This is a genomic window from Tundrisphaera macrotermitis, from assembly GCF_051175315.1.
GTDB lineage: Bacteria > Planctomycetota > Planctomycetia > Isosphaerales > Isosphaeraceae > Tundrisphaera.
Window position 1 is genome coordinate 4,204,007 of the sequence record NZ_CP195100.1, and the last position, 17,812, is coordinate 4,221,818.

A 17,812-nucleotide genomic window follows, 5' to 3' on the forward strand; every position below is an offset into this window, starting at 1 on the left:
CCACCGGGCCGGCCGGTCAATCGAGATACGAGAATTCGCCGCCATTGAACAGGGCCCGCGCCAGGGTCGCCGCGCCGAACCGCTCGACCGCCCGCACGGCCTCCACGCGCTCGTCGGCGCGGGGGGCGCGGCCGAACGCCAGGCGATAGGCCCGGTCGACCTGCCGCCCCGGGTCCGGCCCGGCCTCGCGGGCGAGCCGTCCGGCGAAGGCATCCGAGAGGTGCAGCACCAGCGCGTTGTTCATCATCGCCAGGGCCTGCAACGGCGTCGTCGTGACCGGGCGGCGGGGCGAGGTCGACGACGGGTCGGGGCAGTCGAACGCGTCCAGCAGCGGGCTCCGCCCGCCCCGGGTCCAGGCCCGGTAGAGGGTCCGGCGGTCGAGGCCGGGTGACCCCGGGTCGGTCGGGACGTACAGCACCGAGGGCGTGCCCTCGACCTTGGCGATCCTCCGGTCCAGGAAGCTCGGCCCGCCCGTCGTGGCGTCGAGCCGGCCCGCGACCGAGAACATGGCGTCGCGGACCATCTCAGCCTCCAGCCGAACCGGGGCCTTGCGCCAGAGCAGGCGATCGCCGGCATCCTTCGCGATCGCCGCCGGGTTGATCCGCGACGACTGGCGGTAGGTCGCCGTCAGGAGGATCGCCCGGTGCATCGCCTTGAGGCTCCAGCCCTTCGCGACTACCTCCGACGCCAGCCAGTCGAGCAACTCCGGGTGCGACGGGATCCCGCCGTTGAAGCCGAGGTCGCTGGGCGTCTCGACCAACCCGGTGCCGAAGTGGGCCTGCCAGAGCCGGTTGGCGATCGCCCGGGCAAACAGCGGGTTGCCCGGCGCGGCGATCCAGCCGGCCAGGGCCTTCCGCCGCCCGGCCTCCGGGGCGTCGGGCGGGAGCCCGAAGTCGGCGTCCGGCCCGTCCACCGCCGCCACGCCTCCGGCCGAGACGGTCTCGCCCAGTTGCCCGGGATTGCCGCGGAGGTTCACCTTCATCACCCCCGACTCGCGAGGGGAGACCGCATAGGCCCGATGCGATCGCCGACTCAGCGAACCCCGGAGCGAATCGATCTCGGCAAGAAGCCTCGCCCGCTCCTCGCGAAGCCCGGCCGGGAGCGCCTCGGCGATCGCGCCGGGCGGGAGGTAGGACCCGGAGGTGGCGGCCGACGCGGCAACTTCCTCCGGTCCCAAAGCCCGGTCGTAGAGCCGGGCACGGATGATCGTCCCGGCCAGCATCCGGTTCCCGCCCGCCGGCGCGTGGCGGAGGCCGAACAAAACCCGCGAGCGGCCCTCGCGGAACCGGGCCGGCCCGCGCGAGGCGTAGGCGCGGCCGTAGGGCCGACCGTCGCGATAGAGCCGGATCGTCCCATCCTCGGCATAGGTGATCGCGATCGCCACCGGCCGGCCGGTCGCGTCCGCCTCGGCTTCGCCGCCGACGTCGCGGGTCCGGGCGAAGTTCTCGCTCCCGGCCATCCATCGGCCCGGCTCCGCCTCGCCATAGACGATCGCGTCGAACGGCCCATCCTCCAGGGCCTGGAGGCTCATCACGCCCCCGCCACGCTGGTCGGGGCGGTCGAGCCGGACCCAGGCTTCGAGGGTCTTGCTCCTCAGGTCCCGGTCCAGCGGCGGCGAGGCGGCATAGGCGGCCCGGCCGTCGAGCCGGAGCCCTTCGGGCGTGATTGTCGCCCCTCCTTCCAGGCGGAGGTCGAGCGGGCCGAGCCCATCGTCGAGGCCCCGGTCAAAGTCCCAGGCGGCGACAGGCGTGGGCCCGGTTTCGGGCCGCCCGGACCGGAGCCGGTCGCGGGCCGGGGCCTCGATTGCCGCGACGCGGGCGGCCAGCCCTTCGATTCGGGCCCGGGCCGCGATCCGGTCGGGGTCGATCGCCGAAAGGTCGCGCACCCCGGGGCGGATCCCGCCGAGGGCCGAGGCCATCCGGTAGTACTCGGTCTGGCGGATCGGGTCGAACTTGTGGTCGTGGCACCGGGCGCAGTGGACGGTCAGGCCCAGGAAGGTCTGGCCCACCGTACCGACGAAGTCCTCCAGCTCGTCGGCCCGCACCGCCGCCTTCATGGCCACGCTGACCTGGTTATTGCCCACGGTGTCGTACGCGCCGGCGACCAGGAACCCGGTCGCGTCGACGGCGGCGGGGTCGTCGGGGCGGAGGACGTCGCCGGCGATCTGGAGGCGGGCGAACTCGTCGTAGGGCAGGTCGCGGTTGAGGGCGCCCACGACCCAGTCGCGATAGCGCCAGGCGTCGGGGCGGAACTCGTCGTACTCGAACCCGTTGCTCTCGCCGAACCGGGCGAGGTCGAGCCACCATCGGGCCCAGCGCACCCCGTACTGGGGCGAGCCCAGCAGGCGATCGACCAGGGATTCATAGGCCGTCGGCGACGCGTCGGCCGCGAAGGCGTCGACCTCCTCGGGCGTCGGCGGCAAGCCCGTCAGGTCGAAGGTGACGCGGCGGATCAGGGCGACCCGGTCGGCCTCGCGCGCCGGGGAAAGCCCATTGGCCTCCAGCTTCGCCAGGACGAACCGATCGATCGGCGAGCGGGCCCAGCCGGGGTTTTGCACCGGGGGGACCTCCGGGCGGGCGACCGGCTGGAGCGACCACCAATCGCGGCCGGCGCGGCGGCCGGTCGTCAGCCGGAACGCGTCGATCGGGTCGGTCCCCCACGCGGCCCCGGCGGCGATCCAGCCCCGGATGGCCTTCGCCTCCGCCTCGGGAAGCGCGGCCTTGGGAGGCATCTCGCCGGCGGCGACCCGCTCCCAGAGCGGGCTGTCCTCCGGATTCCCCGGGACGATCGCCGGGCCGGAGTCGCCGCCCGCGAAGGCGGCCGTTTTCCGCGACAGGTCGAGCTTCCCCTTCGCATCCGGCCCGGAGTGGCAGTCGAGGCAGCGGCGGGCGAGGATCGTCGCGACCCCGGCATCGAAGTCGGCCGGATCCTCGGCCCGGGCCGGAGTCGACATCAAGCAGCCCAGGAGCAGGGCGATCGCGGGTTTCATGGGCGGGGTCCGGGTGCGGGTCGGTAGGGCGGACGCATCGCGCCGGGGGCACCTTCCTTGGTACCATGATCCGGCCCGGATCGGTAGTTCATGACGGCCGAACACCGCCCCGGGCCGACATCCGCCGGGTGAGGGCGATCTCCAGGCAGAGGCCGGCGAGCACGGCCAGGATCAGGGCCGGGGCGGCCTCGCGCCGGGCCGGGGCGGCCGAGCCGCCGGTGAGCCGGTCGGGCAACTCGCCGTCGCGGCCTTCCAGGAAGGCCAGCGGCCAGCCAGCGGCCAGGGTCGCCCGATCGGCGTCGGCCAGCGGGCTCGCGTCGGCCGGGCCCGCGTCCTGCCCGACGATCGCGAACCAGGATCGGCCGCCCACGGCCAGGCGATAGATGCCGGGCTCGTCGGTGTCCGGGACGAGCACCCGGGCCGAGGCCCCGGACCGGGCGATCGGTACGTTCAGGCTCCGGCCCGACGGCAGGGTCAAGATCGCCTCGCCGGCAGAGGAGGGCGGGGCGGGGTCGAGGTCGAAGGCGAGGGGCGATCCGGGCGGGATTGGCCGGGGAGGCGGCGGGGTGTCGGCCAAACCGGCGACCAGCTCGTGGGCGAACGGGACGAAGTCGGGGTTGGCGACCAGCGTCCCCGCCGCCGCGTCGAGGCCCGTCGCCACCACCGCGACCCGGCCCCGGCCCAGGGGTCGGGCGACGATCCAGGGGTCGCCGTCGTCGAGCCGGGCCAGGACCGACGCCCGGGGCACCGGCGTCAGCCGACGATGGGCGACGAACGTCGCGGAACCGAGGGCGGGGGTCTCGCCCCGACCCAGGGGAGCAAGGGCTGGGCCGTTGAAGCTCCGGGGATCGGGCCGGACCGCTTCCCCCTTGATCGGGCCGACGCCGGCCGGCAGGAGGTCGGGGCCGAGGCCGCGGGCCCAGGCGTCGGGGTCGGCCGACGGGCCCGGGACGAGCAGGAGGCCGCCGCCCGCCTCGACGAACCGGGCGAGCATCCGGCCATAGTCCGGGGAGATCGCCGTGACGCCGGCCAGCACGGACACATCCTGCCCTTCGAGTTGATCGGGGCGGAACGCCCGGGCCGCGACCGATGTCGCTTCGAACCGGGGCGACCGGTCGCCGCCCGGGGCCAGGGCGGCCCGGAGGAACGGGGTCGCGCCCAGCCCGGTCGCCCCGTCGATCAGGACGACCCGGATCGGCCGGGCGACGCGGACCATCGCGGAGGACTCGTCGTCCTCGGGCCGGGGGTCGGCGCCGGGGACCAGGCGGACCGCGACCAGATGGTCGCCGAGGTCGGCGAACTCGGCCGAGAACTCCACCGGGGACCGGCCCCCGGGCGGGATCGGCCCGACCACCCGCGACGAGCCCGGGACCGCGCGGCCGTCGACGACCAATTCGGCCGCCCGGGTCATCGGCCCGGGACCCGCGTTGGCGACGGTCGCGGACACCCCGACCGGCATCCCCGGGGTGGGCGTGGCCCGCGTCAGGGCGATCGGCCCGACCGAGCCATCGGGGGCGCCGGACCCGTCCGGCCCCGGCGGAAACGCGGCGACCCAGAGCGAGGGCGGGGCCGGCATCCTCGCGCGGAGGTCGCGGAGCAGGTTCCAGCGGCCGGGCTCATCGAGCTTCCACGCGGCCCGCCCGCCGTCGGTCAGCACGATTACGTCCCGCGCCGGGTTGCCGGCCCGTCCCAGGATCCGGAACGCCTCGGCGATGGCCGAGGGGATGTCGCCGGCCCCTCGGGTCGCCGGGGCATCGGCCAGGGCCCGGGACGCGGCCTCCAGGTCGTAGGCGGGCGGGTCGATCACCGGGCGGACGCGGCTCCCGGCCTGGAGCACCGCGACCGAGTCACCGGGGCGGAGCGTCGCGACGAATCGCCGGGCCCAGGCGATCGCCCGATCGCGGGGGGAATCGTCCCCGGGCCGGCCCATCCCGGCCGAGCCGTCGAGGATCAGGACCACGTCGCGTCGCGAGGATGACGCAGACGACCGAGACAGTTCCGAGCCGACCACGGATGCATTCGCCGGATTCCAGTAGGGCCGGGACAGGGCGAGTGCGGCCAGCGCCAGCGGGATGATCCGGGCGAGCATCAGCAGGGCATCGGCGAAGCGGACGCGGCGGCGTTGGCTCGGCGCCAGCTCCAGGAACTGCATGGCCCCCCAGTCGACGACCGGCTCATCGCGGCGACTGAGGAGGTGGATGGCGATCGGGATCGCCACGCCGGCCAGCCCGCCCAGCATGGCGACGTTGGCGACTCCCCAGCTCATCGGCCGCCCCCCGGCCGGGCCCGGCCCCGGGCCGATCGGGCGGCCAGGTAGTCGAGCACCGCCCGCTCCGGGGGCAGGGCGGTCGAGGCCCGGTGATAGTCGGCCCCCATCCCCCGGACGGCTTCCTCCAGCCCGCGTCGAAAGGCTTCGAATCGCTCCAGGTAGTGCGAACGGAGCGCCGAGGGATCGACCCGCGTGGCCTGGCCGGCCACTTCCAGGTTGCGGAACCGGGCCGGCCGGCGGAACGGGAACGTCTCCTCCTCGGGGGCGAGGACGTGGAGGAACAGGACCTCGTGGCGGCGGTGGCGGAGGTGCCGGAGCGCCCGGGTCAGGTCGTCGAGCCGGTCGAAGCCGTCGGACAGGATCACGACCAGCCCGCGACGGCGGATCCGCCCGGCCAGGGCGTCGAGGATCGCTCCCAGCGGGGCCTCGCCGCCGGGCTGGGCCTGTTCCAGGGCCCGGCACAGGACCGAGAAGTGGCCCGGGGCGGATCGCGGCGGGATCGCGGCGCGGAGGTCGTCGTCGAAGGTCACCAGGCCCACCGCGTCGCGCTGGCCGATCATCAGGTAGGCCAGGGTCGCGGCGACCTGCCGGGCATGCTCCAGCTTCGACGCGGTCGAGCCGGCATAGCCCATGCTGCCCGAGGTATCGACCACGAGGTAGGCGCGGAGGTTGGTTTCCTCCTCGTATTCCTTGACGTAGTAGCGATCGGTCTTGCCCAGGGCCCGCCAGTCGATGTGGCGTATCTCGTCGCCCGGCCCGTACTGGCGATGCTCGGCGAACTCGACCGAGAACCCCTTGAACGGGCTCCGGTGCCGCCCGGACATCATCCCCTCGACGGCCAGCCGGGCGAGCAGTTCGAGGCGGCCGAACCGGGCCAGGGCGGACGGGTCGATCGGGCTCGTTCCGGGCGGGGTCATGGCGCGTCCCGAGGTCAATTCGTCGCGGACCGGGCGGACGACCCCCGGATGCGTGCCCGCGACGGCAACCGGCCCTGGATCGTAGGCGATCCGCGGCCCGGCGGGCAAGCCGGCCCCGGGCCCGGAGCGATCAACGCCCCCGCTTCGCCGACGTCCCTCAGGCCTCGGTCAGCCCGGCCAGCGGCGACGGGGCCAGGCCCGCCTTGAGCACCGGCTCGGCCCGCCCATGGCCGGCGTGCGGCGTGGCCGGTGAGATCACGTCGGTGACCAGCCCGAGCGAGCGGAATGCCAGGATGGTCAGGTAGGTGATGTCGATTTCCCACCAGCGATGGCCGTGGGCCGCGCACTTCTGGTGGGCGTGGTGGTTGTTGTGCCAGCCCTCGCCGTTGGTCAGCAAGGCGACGATCCAGTTGTTCCGGCTGTTCTCGCCGGTCGCGTAATTCCGGTAGCCCCAGAGGTGAGTCGCGGAATTGACCGCCCAGGTGATGTGCCAGACGTACACGGTCCGGACAATCACCCCCCACACGAACACGCTCCGGCCGAACTGGAGGGCCCCTTCGCGGGTCCCGGTCAACAACCACCCGGCCAGCGTCCCGGCCAGCAGGAACAGGACGGCGTGGGCGGCGTAGACCCACATCCAGGTGTGGTTGCGGTGGAGCCGGACGTAGAACGGATCCCGGAACACGTCGCGGGCATACTGCTCATAGGTGCTCAGCCGGTTCAGGCTGCGATTCTCCGTGACCAGCCAGCCCAGGTGGGCCCAGATGAAGCCGACCAGGGGGCTGTGCGGGTCGGGCTGCTCGTCGGAGTGCTGGTGGTGCATCCGGTGGATGGCCACCCACCGCCCCGGCGAGTCCTGGAGCGCGCAGATGCCCAGCAGGGCGAAGAAATGCTCCAGGCGCTTCGAGCACTTGAAGCTCCGGTGCGTGAGCAGCCGGTGATAGCCGATATTGATGCCCAGCGAGCCGAAGACGTAGTTCCCAAGGAACACCAGGGCCACGCCGGTCCAGCTGAATAAGTCGGGCCGTAACGCCAGCAGTGCCAGCAGGTGGAAGGCGGCGAAGACGATCACATACGGCCACACGAAGGCGTGGCCCGACGCCGAAACCGGACGCGGCAGGGTGTCTTGCACGGTGGGTCCTTCCCCGTATCAAGCTCATGGTGGAGGATCTGAGACGCGAGAGTAACCGAAGTCTTTCATTCCGACCATCGCGGTCGCGTCGGATCTTTTCAGGGCGTGCGCGGCCCGGCGATGGCGCCGGCCAGCGGGGCCGCCGACTTCGGGCTGGCCGCCCGGTAATCCTCGCCCACCAGCCCGGCGATCGTCGCCGCCACCTGGGACTGGGTCGCCTCGACCCCCTCGCGGACGCCCAGCGACGGCACGCCGGGGCCGATCAGGGCCATCCAGACCGCCTCGGCCCCATCCACCTTCTCGCCGTGGCTGGTCCAGTCGGATGGGGTGCCGCCCCGGCCGTGGTCGGTCGTCACCAGCAGGGCCGTCTTCCCGGCGTATTCGGGCATGGCCTGGATCTGCTCCCAGAGTTCGCCGAGATAGCGGTCGGCCGCGTGGGCCGCGTCCAGGTAGAGGTCGTAGCGGCGGCCGTGGGCCCACTCGTCGGTCTCGCCCAGGCCGATATACAGGACCCGGGGCTTGTGGCGGAGCAGGTGCTCGCGGGCGGCGGCCATCGTGACCGCGTCGTAGACGTTGTCGGCCCAGTACCGGGGCAGGCGGTCGAGCCAGAGGTTGGCCTGCTTCTGCCCCTCGGTCAGCGGCTCGTCGACGATCGGGGTCCAGCCGGAATGGACCTTCAGGCCGTTGCTGTCGGAGCGGAAGATCGACGGGAAGACGTCCCAGGTGCAGAACGCCGCAACCTTGCCCCGGAACGCCGGGCGGGCGTCGAGGAACTCCAGGATCGACCCGTTCGGGTTCGACTTCTTGGCGTTGGAGTCGATCCGGTCGTCCGGGAACCCGCAGAACATCTCGCTGTAGCCGGGGTACGAGAACTTTCTGCCATTGGTCACCTTCGCCGGGGACTTCTTCGACGCATCGCCGAACACTTGCCCTTGCTTCGCGACCGTCCCCCAGAGGAACGGCAGGATCGCCTCGCGGCTGGCCTCGGCCGTGTCGCGTCCGTAGGCCTTCCGCAGCTTCTCGACGTTGGCCACGCCCCCGGCCTTGGGGTGGACCAGCGTCTCGTCGGCCCCGCCGAAGAAATCCTGGGGACGGAAGCCGTCGAGCGTGACGACGATCACGTTCTCGGCCCGGGCGGGCTCGCCGGCGCCGGCGGGGGCGGTCAGGAGGCACGCGAGGCCGATCATCGAGGCGATGCGCATCATGGTGGGGAGGCTCGCAGGGTGGAGGGTGGGAATCGGGCCGCCCGCCGCCGAGGGTCAATCCTCGGGAGGGTCATCCATCAGGATCGCGAGCGACCGCGCGGGGTTGCTCAGGAACCCGCGGGTCACAAGGTAATGCTCGGTGTCCCTGTAGTCCACCGCCGCGACCCCGGCATCATCCAATCGATAGATGATCGCGTCGGGATAGGCCATGATGATCGGCGAGTGGGTGGCGATCAGGAACTGCCCGCCCCTGCGGACGTAGTCGTGGAGCAGCCCGAGGAACTGCACCTGACGGGTCGGCGACAGCGCGGCCTCGGGCTCGTCCAGCAGGTAGAGGCCGTGGTCGCCGAACCGGTTCTGGAACAGGGCGAAGAACGACTCTCCGTGCGACTGCTCGTGGAGCGACTTGCCGCCATACGCCCCGATGATCGGCGGGCCGCCGCCGCCCTCGTCCAGCCGCTCGATCTCCGAGGCGACGTTGAAGAAGCTCTCGGCCCGGAGGAAGTAGCGGTCCCTCGGGGTGCTCGGCGGCCGGGCCAGCCGGATGCACCCCTCCAGCGGCGAATGCGAGGCGCGGGTGGCGAAGCGGAAGTTCTGGCTGCCCCCTTCGGGGTTGAGGCCCGAGGCGATCGCGATCGCTTCCAGCAGGGTCGACTTGCCCGACCCGTTCTCGCCGACCAGGAACGTCACCCGGGGGTGGAAGGCCAGGGTGTCCAGCCCCCGGAACGCGGGCAGGTTGTACGGATACGCCCCGGCGTCCAGGATGCGGTCGCGGAGCAACTCCATGTGGAGCAGGTACGGCCCGGGGGTGGTCTTTCGCTTCCGCGCCACGATGCATCCCCGGGCCGCCGATTCAACCTGTCGACGTCAGATCAACCCTTCGGCCCGAGCAGGTCCTGGAGGGCATACACGTCGAGCGGCCCCTGGCGGAGCCGTTCCAGGGCGGCCACCGCGGCGCGGGCGCCGGCCAGGGTGGTGATGCAGGGGACGCCGTGGCTGACCGCCGAGGAGCGGATCCGCCCCTCGTCGGTGCGGGCCCCCTTGCCGCTGGGGGTGTTGACCACCAGGGCGATCTCGCCGTTGGCCAGGTGGTCGAGGAGGTTGGGCCGCCCTTCGGCGATCTTGCGGACCGGGGCCACGGCGATGCCGTGCTCGGCCAGGACGGCGGCGGTGCCCGCGGTGCACATCAGGTCGTAGCCCATCGCGGCGAACTTGGCCGCGATCGGCACCACGGCCGTCTTGTCGCGGGGTGCGACGCTCAGGAACACCGTGCCCGAGGCGGGCAGGACGCAGCTGGCGGCCATCTGGGCCTTGGCGAACGCGGCCCCGAAGTCGGTGTCGATCCCCATGACCTCGCCGGTCGACCGCATCTCCGGGCCGAGGACGATGTCCACGCCCGGGAACTTGGCGAACGGGAAGACGCTCTCCTTGACCGACACGTAGCCGGGCTCGACTTCCGAGGTGATCCCCAGCGATTCGAGCGTCCGGCCGACCATGACCCGCGCCGCCGTCTTGGCCAGGTTCAGCCCGGTCGCCTTGCTCACGAACGGGACGGTCCGCGACGCCCGGGGGTTGACCTCCAGGACGTAGATCTCCTTGTCCTTGACGGCGAACTGGATGTTCATCAGCCCGCGCACCGTCAGGGCCTCGGCCAGCGCCACGGTCTGCCGCTTCAACTCGGCCACGGTGGCGGCGTCGAGCGTGAATGGGGGGATGGCGCAGGCGGAGTCTCCGGAGTGGATGCCGGCTTCCTCGATGTGCTCCATCACCCCGCCGACGATGGTCCGCTCGCCGTCGCACACGGCGTCCACGTCGACCTCGCGGGCGTCCTCCAGGAACTTGTCGATCAGCACCGGGTGGCCGGGGCTGGCCTCGATCGCCTCGGCGACGAACCGCGACAGGCTCGGCTCGTCGTAGACGATCTCCATGGCCCGCCCGCCCAGCACGAAGCTGGGCCGGACCAGCACCGGGTAACCGATCCTTTCGGCGATCCGCCGGGCTTCCTCGTAGTTGGTGGTCGACCCGTTGGGGGTCTGCTTCAGGCCGAGGCGGTCGATGATGACGCGGAACCGCTCGCGGTCCTCGGCGAGGTCGATGCTCTCCGGGCTGGTCCCCAGGATCGGCACGCCGGCCGCCTCCAGGGCCCGGGCCAGGTTCAGCGGCGTCTGCCCGCCGAACTGGACGATCACTCCGATCGGCTTGACCCGCCCGATCACGTTGAGCACGTCCTCGACCGTCAGGGGCTCGAAGAACAGGCGGTCCGAGGTGTCGTAGTCGGTGGAGACCGTCTCCGGGTTGCTGTTGACCATCACCACTTCATACCCGTCGGCCCGGAGGGCGAACGCGGCCTGGCAGCAGCAATAGTCGAACTCGATCCCCTGGCCGATCCGGTTCGGGCCGCCTCCCAGGATCACCACCCGGGGCTTGTCGCCGACCCGGGCCTCGTCCTCGCTCTCGTAGGTCGAGTAGTAGTAGGGCGTGACCGCCTCGAACTCGGCGGCGCAGGTGTCCACCAGCTTGAACACCGCCTTGATCCCCCGCCGCTCGCGGTCGGAGCGGACGGCGGCCTCCTTCTCGCCCCAGAGGTGGGCGAGCTGGCGGTCGGAGAACCCGTTGCGCTTGGCCTCGCGGATCAGGTCGTCATCGGCCCGGTCCAGCGACCCGGCCTCGCGGAGCCGCCCTTCCAGCAGGACGAGGTCGCGGAGGTTGTGGAGGAACCAGGGGTCGATCCCGGTCAGGCCGTTGATCCGCTCGATGTCGAACCCGGCCAGGAAGGCGTGGCGGATCGACCAGATCCGGTCGGCGTTGGGCGTGGCCAGCTTCGCGGAGATCTCGTCCTCGGTCGGCTGCTCCGGGGTGCCCCAGGTGTCCTTGGGGTCGCAGCCGAAGCCGAACCGCCCGACCTCCAGCCCGCGCAGGGCCTTCTGGAAGCTCTCGCGGAAGGTCCGGCCGATCGCCATGACCTCGCCTACCGACTTCATCTGGGTAGTGAGCACCGGGTCGGCGTCGGGGAACTTCTCGAACGCCCAGCGGGGGATCTTGGTGACGACGTAGTCGATCGTCGGCTCGAAGCAGGCCGGGGTCTCGCGGGTGATGTCGTTGCGGATCTCGTCCAGGCGGAACCCGACGGCGAGCTTGGCGGCGATCTTGGCGATCGGGAAGCCGGTCGCCTTACTGGCCAGGGCGCTGGAGCGGCTGACCCGCGGGTTCATCTCGATCACGATCATCCGGCCGGTCTTCGGGTCGATGGCGAACTGGACGTTCGACCCGCCGGTCTCGACGCCGATCTTGCGGAGGATCGCCAGCGAGGCATCCCGGAGCTTCTGGTATTCCTTGTCGGTCAGGGTCTGCGCCGGGGCGACGGTGATGCTATCGCCGGTGTGGACCCCCATCGGGTCGAAGTTCTCGATCGAGCAGACGATGACGGCGTTGTCGGCGCAGTCGCGCATCACCTCCATCTCGTACTCTTTCCAGCCGATCACGCTCTCCTCGACCAGGATCGACCGGACCGGGGAGAGTTCCAGGCCGAAGGCGACCATCCGGTCGAACTCGTCCCGGTTGTAGGCGATGCCGCCGCCCGACCCGCCCATGGTGAAGCTGGGTCGGAGCACGCAGGGCAGGCCGATCTGGTCGCGGACCTTCTGGGCTTCCTCCAGGGTCGTGACCATCTCCGACCGGGCGCTCTCCAGGCCGATCTCCTCCATGGCGGCCTTGAACAGGGCGCGGTCCTCGGCGGTGCGGATCGCCTCGGCCGTGGCGCCGATCAGGCGGCAGCCGTGGCGTTCCAGGGCGCCGCTCTCGGCCAGGGCCAGCCCCACGTTCAGGCCGGTCTGCCCGCCCAGGGTGGGCAGCAGGGCGTCGGGCTTCTCCTTGGCCAGGATCTGCTCGACAACGGCCGGGGTGATCGGCTCGATGTAGGTCCGGTCGGCCATCTCGGGGTCGGTCATGATCGTGGCCGGGTTGCTGTTGACCAGCACGACCTCGAAACCTTCCTCGCGGAGCGCCTTGCACGCCTGGGTGCCCGAATAGTCGAACTCGCACGCCTGGCCGATCACGATCGGCCCGGCGCCGAGGATCAGGATCTTCTGGATGTCGGTACGCTTGGGCACGGCGGGTCTCTCTGATTCCTCGCGACCCGGCCCGAGGATCGGGGCCGGGGCGACCGCGAACCGCCGGCAAACGGGCGGGGCTGGCCACGGACGACGCCCCCGCGCGCGGGGGCGCGATCGGCATGTCGCGCCGACCGACACCGGATTTTAGCGATTCCGGCCCGGCCCGGGCAAGTGAGGGGAACCGAGAGCCTCGCCCGGGCCCCTCGGGCGATGCTCGCTCCGCCGCCCCCGCAACGCCGGGACGCGGCCCCGGGTCGTGCCGGACGACCGGTTCCGCTTCGATCCGGTGCTCGAAGCCGCGAAATGGGATCAGCAGTTCGCTCCGGGGGGACCGCCCTTTTTCCGGGCGGACCCTGACCACCACGTCACCCATGCCGAGATAGATCGATCCTCCCGGCCCGAGTGCCATGGAGGTCGCATGCCTGGGCTGCCATGGCGCCGCTTCGAGCAGGACATCCGCCCGTTTCGTGGCGAGATCAATCCGGAGGATGCGGGACAGGGTGGCGACCACCAGCGTCCCATCGGCGTCGACCCGCCCGGCGGAGGCCATCCCTCCCAGCCAGACGAGGCGGCTCGCCCGATATCGGCCGGCGTCATCGCGGCCGATCCGGACGACCCCGCCCCGATGGTCGGAGCCGTGGGCGAGCCCGTCGACGGCCAGCAGGCCCGCGGCCGTGGGGATGAACTCGTTGATCCACAAATCCCTGCTCAGCAGGGACCGGCGTCTCCCGTCCTCCGAGAACCACCAGAGTGCGGCCCCGAACTCCCCACGATTGAACGCCACGATCCAGCCGTCGTCGACCCTGGCGAACCGCTTCCGCCCGGAGAATTCGTCCTCTTGTCGCCCCTCTTCGATGGCAAACGGCAAGTCGGGGCCCATCCAGTCGCGTCGACTGGCCAACCGGGCCATGGGACGGCCCTGTTTCAGATAGACCGTCCATCGATATCCCGAGTGCCCCTCCCAGGTCCCGCCCCCCGGGGCCCAGACCTGCCACTTCGCCAACTCATTGGGGTACGACAACCGTGCCGGCGGAAAGCCCGATGCCAGGGTCATTGCGATCAGCAGTCGATCCATGAAGTCCTCCCGCGAGCGAGCCCGGTCCCTGCGGCGATCCGCCATCCTCCAGACGCGGCCCGCGGCCGGTCATTCGATCGCCCCGAAGAATGCCGGCCCCGCGAAGCCGGGGCGGTCGGCGAACACCGGTCGGTCGGCGTCGTGATGCCGAGCCGCCACCCTCTCGTTGCGTTCAACCAACAACATGTTGAAACGAAGCACCCAGGAGTCCGGCGACCGCCGACGCGGTGTTTCAGGTTCTAGATCCGAGGGGTTGCCGACGTGGGCTCCCTCGAAGCACGCTCGGATGTGCCTGACGAGAGGTCTTCGATGTCGATGATCCGATGCTCGCTGTTCGCCGGGATGGTCGCCCCGGTTACGACCCTGGCCGGGTCGGCCCGGGCCGATTTCACGCTGAATTTCGACAATGTCTACAACGGCACGTCACCGAACGGCAGTTCGCCTTTCGGGTCGGCCACCTTCCAATCGATCGCGCCCAACACGGTCCGCCTGACGATCATCAACGGCCTCACCGGCACCTCGCCTTACCTGGCCGGGGCCTACTTCAACGTCAACCCCACGATCAACCCGTCTTCGTTGAGCTTCTCGTTCGTCTCGGGGCAGGCCGTCGAATCGATCACCATCGGGGCGAATTCCGTCCAGCCCCCGGGGCAGGGCGGCCAGTTCGACATCCTCCTGGCATACGAAAGCGCCAACAACTCCAATCGGTTCACGGCCGGAGAGACCTCGGTCTACACCATCACCGGGACCGGCATCACCGCCGAGACGTTCGCCTTCCAGAGCCAGAACGAGGCCAACGCCTTCTACGGGGTGATCACCGTCCGGGGCATCCCCGCGTCCGGCGGCGGCACCGCCAGCGGCGAGGTCGCCTCCGGCAACCCAGCCGCGGTCCCCGAGCCCTCGTCGCTGGCCCTGTGCGGGATCGCCGGACTGGTCGGACTCGGGATCGCCCGCCGTCGGGCCCGCTCCCGGGGCTGAGTGCCGGGGCCCATCGGGCCGCGTGAAAGGCGAGCGGGGCATTGCCCGGGCCCGGGAGGCCGGCCGACGCCCCGCCGTCATACGCCCCCGGACGGGCCGTCGATCACTTCAGGAGATGGGCATCGAACCAGTCGGCCAGCACGGCCTGGTCCTGGCCCATGTTCGGCCAGCCGTGCGCGGCGCCCGGCTTGGGGATGAGCTTGGCCTCCACGCCGGACTTGCTCAGCTTGCCGACGATCAGCTCGGCCTGCTGGATCGGGACGAGCTTGTCGGCGTCTCCGTGGATGATCAGCGTGGGCGGGTCGTCGGAGGAGGCATGGTTGACCGGCGAGATCGCCCGGCCGATTTCCTGGATCTTCGCCTCGTCGGTGATCGTGACGAACTTCTTCTTCGCCGGGTCGAACTCGCGGAATTCGAACGGGGCGGCGAAGTCCTTCAGGATCCCCCGGCCGAGCGCATCCTCCCCCTCCTTGCCGTAGTTGAGGAAGTCGGTCGGCGGGAAGAAGCAGGCCACGGCCGCGACCCGGCTGGAGGCCCGGTCGACGGGGTCCTTGGCGTCCGGCTTGCCGGCGGTGCCGGCCGTCCCCTGCATCAGCGACAGGTGGCCGCCGGCCGACCCGCCGGTGATCCCCAGCTTGTCGGGATCGACCCCATACTCCTGGGCGTGGGTGCGGATGAAACGCACGGCCCGGTGCATGTCTTCGAGGACCTCGGGGATCGTGAACTTGGGCTGGCTGCCGTGGACCACCGCGAACACGGTGTAGCCCCGGTCGGTGAAGACCTTGACGCCGGCGGCGTTCACGCTGTCGTGATTGGAGAACCAGCCGCCGCTGACCACCGAGATGATCCCGCGGCCGTTGCCGTTGGCGGCCGGGCGGAACACGTCCATCGTGAGGGCGGTGCCGTACTTCCGGCCGTAGATCACGTCCTGGTCGCGGCGGACGGCGGGCTCATCCCCATTCGCTGCGGGCACGGCCGACGCCAGGGCCAGCAGGATCCAAACGCAAGGCCGTTTCATCGCGATCGCTCCGGGAGATTGGGAGGGGGGTGGGTGCCGTTCCGAGATCGGAGGATACCCGAGCGGCCGCCCCCCGGCATGCCATTCGCCACCAATCCGGGCCAGGTCCAGGAAAGAGCCCGTCCGCCCGGGCCCGATCGACGACCCCACCCGGAGCCCCGACCATGAGCAACCCCGCCGCCCCCCATCTCCCGCCCGACTCCAACCGCAGCGACGCCGACGCCCCGACTCCGCCGATCCCCGACACCGACGGCACGGGCGGCTTCGGCCCCGACGTCCCCCGCCTCCGCCCCGAGGACGTAGCCCGGGGCCGCGATACCCCGTCGGACTCCTCGTCCGGATCGGTGCACGTCGGCGACGACGATTTCGTGGCCGAGGACGACGCCGCCCGTTAGGGCCCCGGGCCGATCGGGCGGGGTGCCCGCCTTGCGAGGACGCCGGCCGGGACGAGCGGCGGAGGCCGACGACGCCCGACGGGCGATCCGCCCCGATCGCCGGGCATCGCGGTCGATTCGCGGGCCGGTTCAACGAGGAAGCCGACGGCGGGCCCCGCGAGGGTCGCGGGCCGGCGTCGGCTTCGGGTCGGCGTCAGGGCTCGGAGGCTTCAGACTTCGAGGATCTCGGCGGACTTCTTCTCGGCCATCTCGTTGACCTTGCCCTCGAACCGCTTGGTGAGGGCCTGGATCTCTTCCTTGCAGCGTTCCAGGTCGTCCTCGGTCATCGTCTTGTCGGCCAACTCCTTATCGCCCGACTTGTTGGCATCGCGGCGGATGTTGCGGATCGAGATCCGCGCCTCCTCGGCCAGGTCCTTGACGCGATTGGACAGCTTCTTGCGCTGCTCGACCGAGAGGGACGGGACGTTGAGGCGGATGACCTTGTTGTCCGAGTTCGGGGTCAGGCCAAGTTCGCTGGCCTGGATCGCCTTGACGATGTCGCCGATGGCGGTCTGGTCGAACGGGCGGATCAGGATCTGCTGGGGCTCGGGGGTGCTGAGGTTGGCGAGCTGCTTGAGCGGGGTCGGCGAGCCGTAGTAGAGGACCCGGATCGAGTCCACCAGCCCGGTGTTGGCCCGGCCGGTCCGGACCCCCTTGAGCTGATCGGCGAGCAGCGCAATGCTCTTTTCCATCTTCTCTTCGGCTTCGAACGCGATCTCTTCGATGCTCATGGCTCACCTCGGAAGGCTCGGCAACCCGCAAAACGCCCGGTGGGCAGATTGTAACCGGAGGGGGATCGGCAGACGACCCCGACGGCATCCAACGATCAGGCCAGCGTGCCCGGCAAGGGTCGGGGCGTGTTGGCCACCCAGGTCCCGATCGTCTCGCCGGCCACGACCCGCTCGATGTTGCCTTCCTTCTTGAAGTTGAAGACCAGGATCGGCAGGGAGTTATCCAGGCACATCCCGATGGCGGTCATGTCCATGACCCGGAGGTCGTCGCGGACGACCTGCTCGTAGGTCAGGTGCTCGTGGCGGACGGCGTGGGGATTCTTCTCGGGGTCGGCGGTGTAGATGCCGTCGACCCGGGTGGCCTTCATCAGGACCTCGACGCCCAGCTCGGTGCCCCGGAGCGCCGCGGCCGTGTCGGTGGTGACGAAGGGGCTGCCGGTGCCGCACGCCAGGATCACGACCCGGCCCCGGGACAGGTGGGTCAGGGCACGCCGGCGGATGAACGGCTCGGCGACCTCGTCCATCTTGAACGTGGTCATCAGGCGGGTCTCGCAGCCCAGCCCTTCCATCGCGTCCTGGAGGGCCAGGCCGTTGATGACCGTGGCGGTCATCCCCATGTAGTGGGCGGTCGCCTCGCGGATCACCGTGGAGCCCCGGAGCGAGGCCCCGCGGAGGAAGTTGCCGCCGCCGACCACGATGGCCACTTCCACGCCATGGGCCGCCACGCGGGACGCCTGGCGGGCGATCCGGCTGACTTCGTCGACGCTGATCCCCCCTTCGCCGGGCCGCCCGAAGCTCTCCCCGGAAAGCTTCAGCAGGATGCGTTTGAAGACCGGAGGCCCGTAGGAATGCGAGGCGTCCATGACAACTCCGTTGTCGTTGAGGCGGGGGATTCGGGTCGGGGGGATCGGGCGACCGACGGGCCGGGGGATATCCGCGTCGATCGCCCCGG

General features: G+C 71.2%; 12 protein-coding genes. 2 read left to right on the plus strand and 10 right to left on the minus strand.

Features of this window, described 5'->3' with window-relative positions; genetic code table 11:
* Positions 1-16: 16 nt before the first annotated feature.
* From TA3x_RS16945 to carB, 7 genes are all read right to left on the minus strand, one after another.
* Positions 17-2,989, minus strand: coding sequence for a DUF1553 domain-containing protein (locus TA3x_RS16945; RefSeq protein WP_435015836.1), 2,973 nt, complete (start codon positions 2,987-2,989; stop codon positions 17-19).
* Between the two features lie 88 nt (positions 2,990-3,077).
* Positions 3,078-5,255, minus strand: coding sequence for a VWA domain-containing protein (locus TA3x_RS16950; protein ID WP_435015837.1), 2,178 nt, complete (start codon positions 5,253-5,255; stop codon positions 3,078-3,080).
* Positions 5,252-6,175: a DUF58 domain-containing protein gene (locus TA3x_RS16955; RefSeq protein ID WP_435015838.1), complete on the minus strand. Its 924-nt coding sequence runs from the start codon at positions 6,173-6,175 to the stop codon at positions 5,252-5,254. Before TA3x_RS16955 ends, TA3x_RS16950 begins: the two co-directional genes overlap by 4 nt.
* A 157-nt stretch (positions 6,176-6,332) precedes the next feature.
* Entirely contained in the window at positions 6,333-7,307 is a 975-nt protein-coding gene (locus TA3x_RS16960; protein ID WP_435015839.1) for an acyl-CoA desaturase, read from the minus strand.
* Positions 7,308-7,405: 98 nt separating this feature from the next.
* On the minus strand, positions 7,406-8,512 hold the full coding sequence (locus TA3x_RS16965) for an alkaline phosphatase family protein (protein ID WP_435015840.1): 1,107 nt from the start codon (positions 8,510-8,512) through the stop codon (positions 7,406-7,408).
* A gap of 54 nt (positions 8,513-8,566) precedes the next feature.
* Positions 8,567-9,346 (minus strand): AAA family ATPase, encoded by a 780-nt coding sequence (locus tag TA3x_RS16970; RefSeq protein ID WP_435022385.1) that lies wholly within the window; start codon positions 9,344-9,346, stop codon positions 8,567-8,569.
* 38 nt (positions 9,347-9,384) lie between these two features.
* Positions 9,385-12,621 (minus strand): carbamoyl-phosphate synthase large subunit, encoded by a 3,237-nt coding sequence (gene carB / locus TA3x_RS16975; RefSeq protein WP_435015841.1) that lies wholly within the window; start codon positions 12,619-12,621, stop codon positions 9,385-9,387.
* A gap of 1,387 nt (positions 12,622-14,008) precedes the next feature.
* Between carB and TA3x_RS16980 the strand changes: the two genes are divergently transcribed.
* A complete protein-coding gene (locus tag TA3x_RS16980) occupies positions 14,009-14,677 on the plus strand; it encodes a PEP-CTERM sorting domain-containing protein (RefSeq protein WP_435015842.1) in 669 nt (222 codons plus the stop codon).
* A gap of 103 nt (positions 14,678-14,780) precedes the next feature.
* Here the strand turns inward: TA3x_RS16980 and TA3x_RS16985 are convergent, their stop codons facing one another.
* Positions 14,781-15,695 carry a prolyl oligopeptidase family serine peptidase gene (locus TA3x_RS16985; RefSeq protein WP_435015843.1) on the minus strand — a complete coding sequence of 305 codons (915 nt, stop codon included), beginning with the start codon at positions 15,693-15,695 and terminating at the stop codon, positions 14,781-14,783.
* A gap of 164 nt (positions 15,696-15,859) precedes the next feature.
* Here TA3x_RS16985 and TA3x_RS16990 point away from each other — a divergent pair, with 164 nt between their 5' ends.
* Complete coding sequence (locus TA3x_RS16990) at positions 15,860-16,090, plus strand: hypothetical protein (protein WP_435015844.1); 231 nt, start codon at positions 15,860-15,862, stop codon at positions 16,088-16,090.
* A 209-nt stretch (positions 16,091-16,299) separates the two neighbouring features.
* Here TA3x_RS16990 and frr read toward each other — a convergent pair whose 3' ends face one another.
* The gene (gene frr / locus TA3x_RS16995; RefSeq protein ID WP_435015845.1) at positions 16,300-16,860 is read right to left on the minus strand and encodes a ribosome recycling factor; all 561 of its coding nucleotides are present in this window, start codon (positions 16,858-16,860) and stop codon (positions 16,300-16,302) included.
* A gap of 95 nt (positions 16,861-16,955) precedes the next feature.
* Positions 16,956-17,723: a UMP kinase gene (pyrH, locus tag TA3x_RS17000; protein ID WP_435015846.1), complete on the minus strand. Its 768-nt coding sequence runs from the start codon at positions 17,721-17,723 to the stop codon at positions 16,956-16,958.
* Positions 17,724-17,812 lie beyond the last annotated feature (89 nt).

Bases quoted from the DNA above. Each gene is read 5' to 3' on its own strand.
- TA3x_RS16945 (WP_435015836.1), bottom strand. From the start codon at position 2,989: ATGAAACCCGCGATCGCCCTGCTCCTGGGCTGCTTGATGTCGACTCCG.
- TA3x_RS16950 (WP_435015837.1), bottom strand. From the start codon at position 5,255: ATGAGCTGGGGAGTCGCCAACGTCGCCATGCTGGGCGGGCTGGCCGGC.
- TA3x_RS16955 (WP_435015838.1), bottom strand. From the start codon at position 6,175: ATGACCCCGCCCGGAACGAGCCCGATCGACCCGTCCGCCCTGGCCCGG.
- TA3x_RS16965 (WP_435015840.1), bottom strand. From the start codon at position 8,512: ATGATGCGCATCGCCTCGATGATCGGCCTCGCGTGCCTCCTGACCGCC.
- TA3x_RS16980 (WP_435015842.1), top strand. From the start codon at position 14,009: ATGTCGATGATCCGATGCTCGCTGTTCGCCGGGATGGTCGCCCCGGTT.
- TA3x_RS16985 (WP_435015843.1), bottom strand. From the start codon at position 15,695: ATGAAACGGCCTTGCGTTTGGATCCTGCTGGCCCTGGCGTCGGCCGTG.
- TA3x_RS16990 (WP_435015844.1), top strand. From the start codon at position 15,860: ATGAGCAACCCCGCCGCCCCCCATCTCCCGCCCGACTCCAACCGCAGC.
- frr (WP_435015845.1), bottom strand. From the start codon at position 16,860: ATGAGCATCGAAGAGATCGCGTTCGAAGCCGAAGAGAAGATGGAAAAG.
- pyrH (WP_435015846.1), bottom strand. From the start codon at position 17,723: ATGGACGCCTCGCATTCCTACGGGCCTCCGGTCTTCAAACGCATCCTG.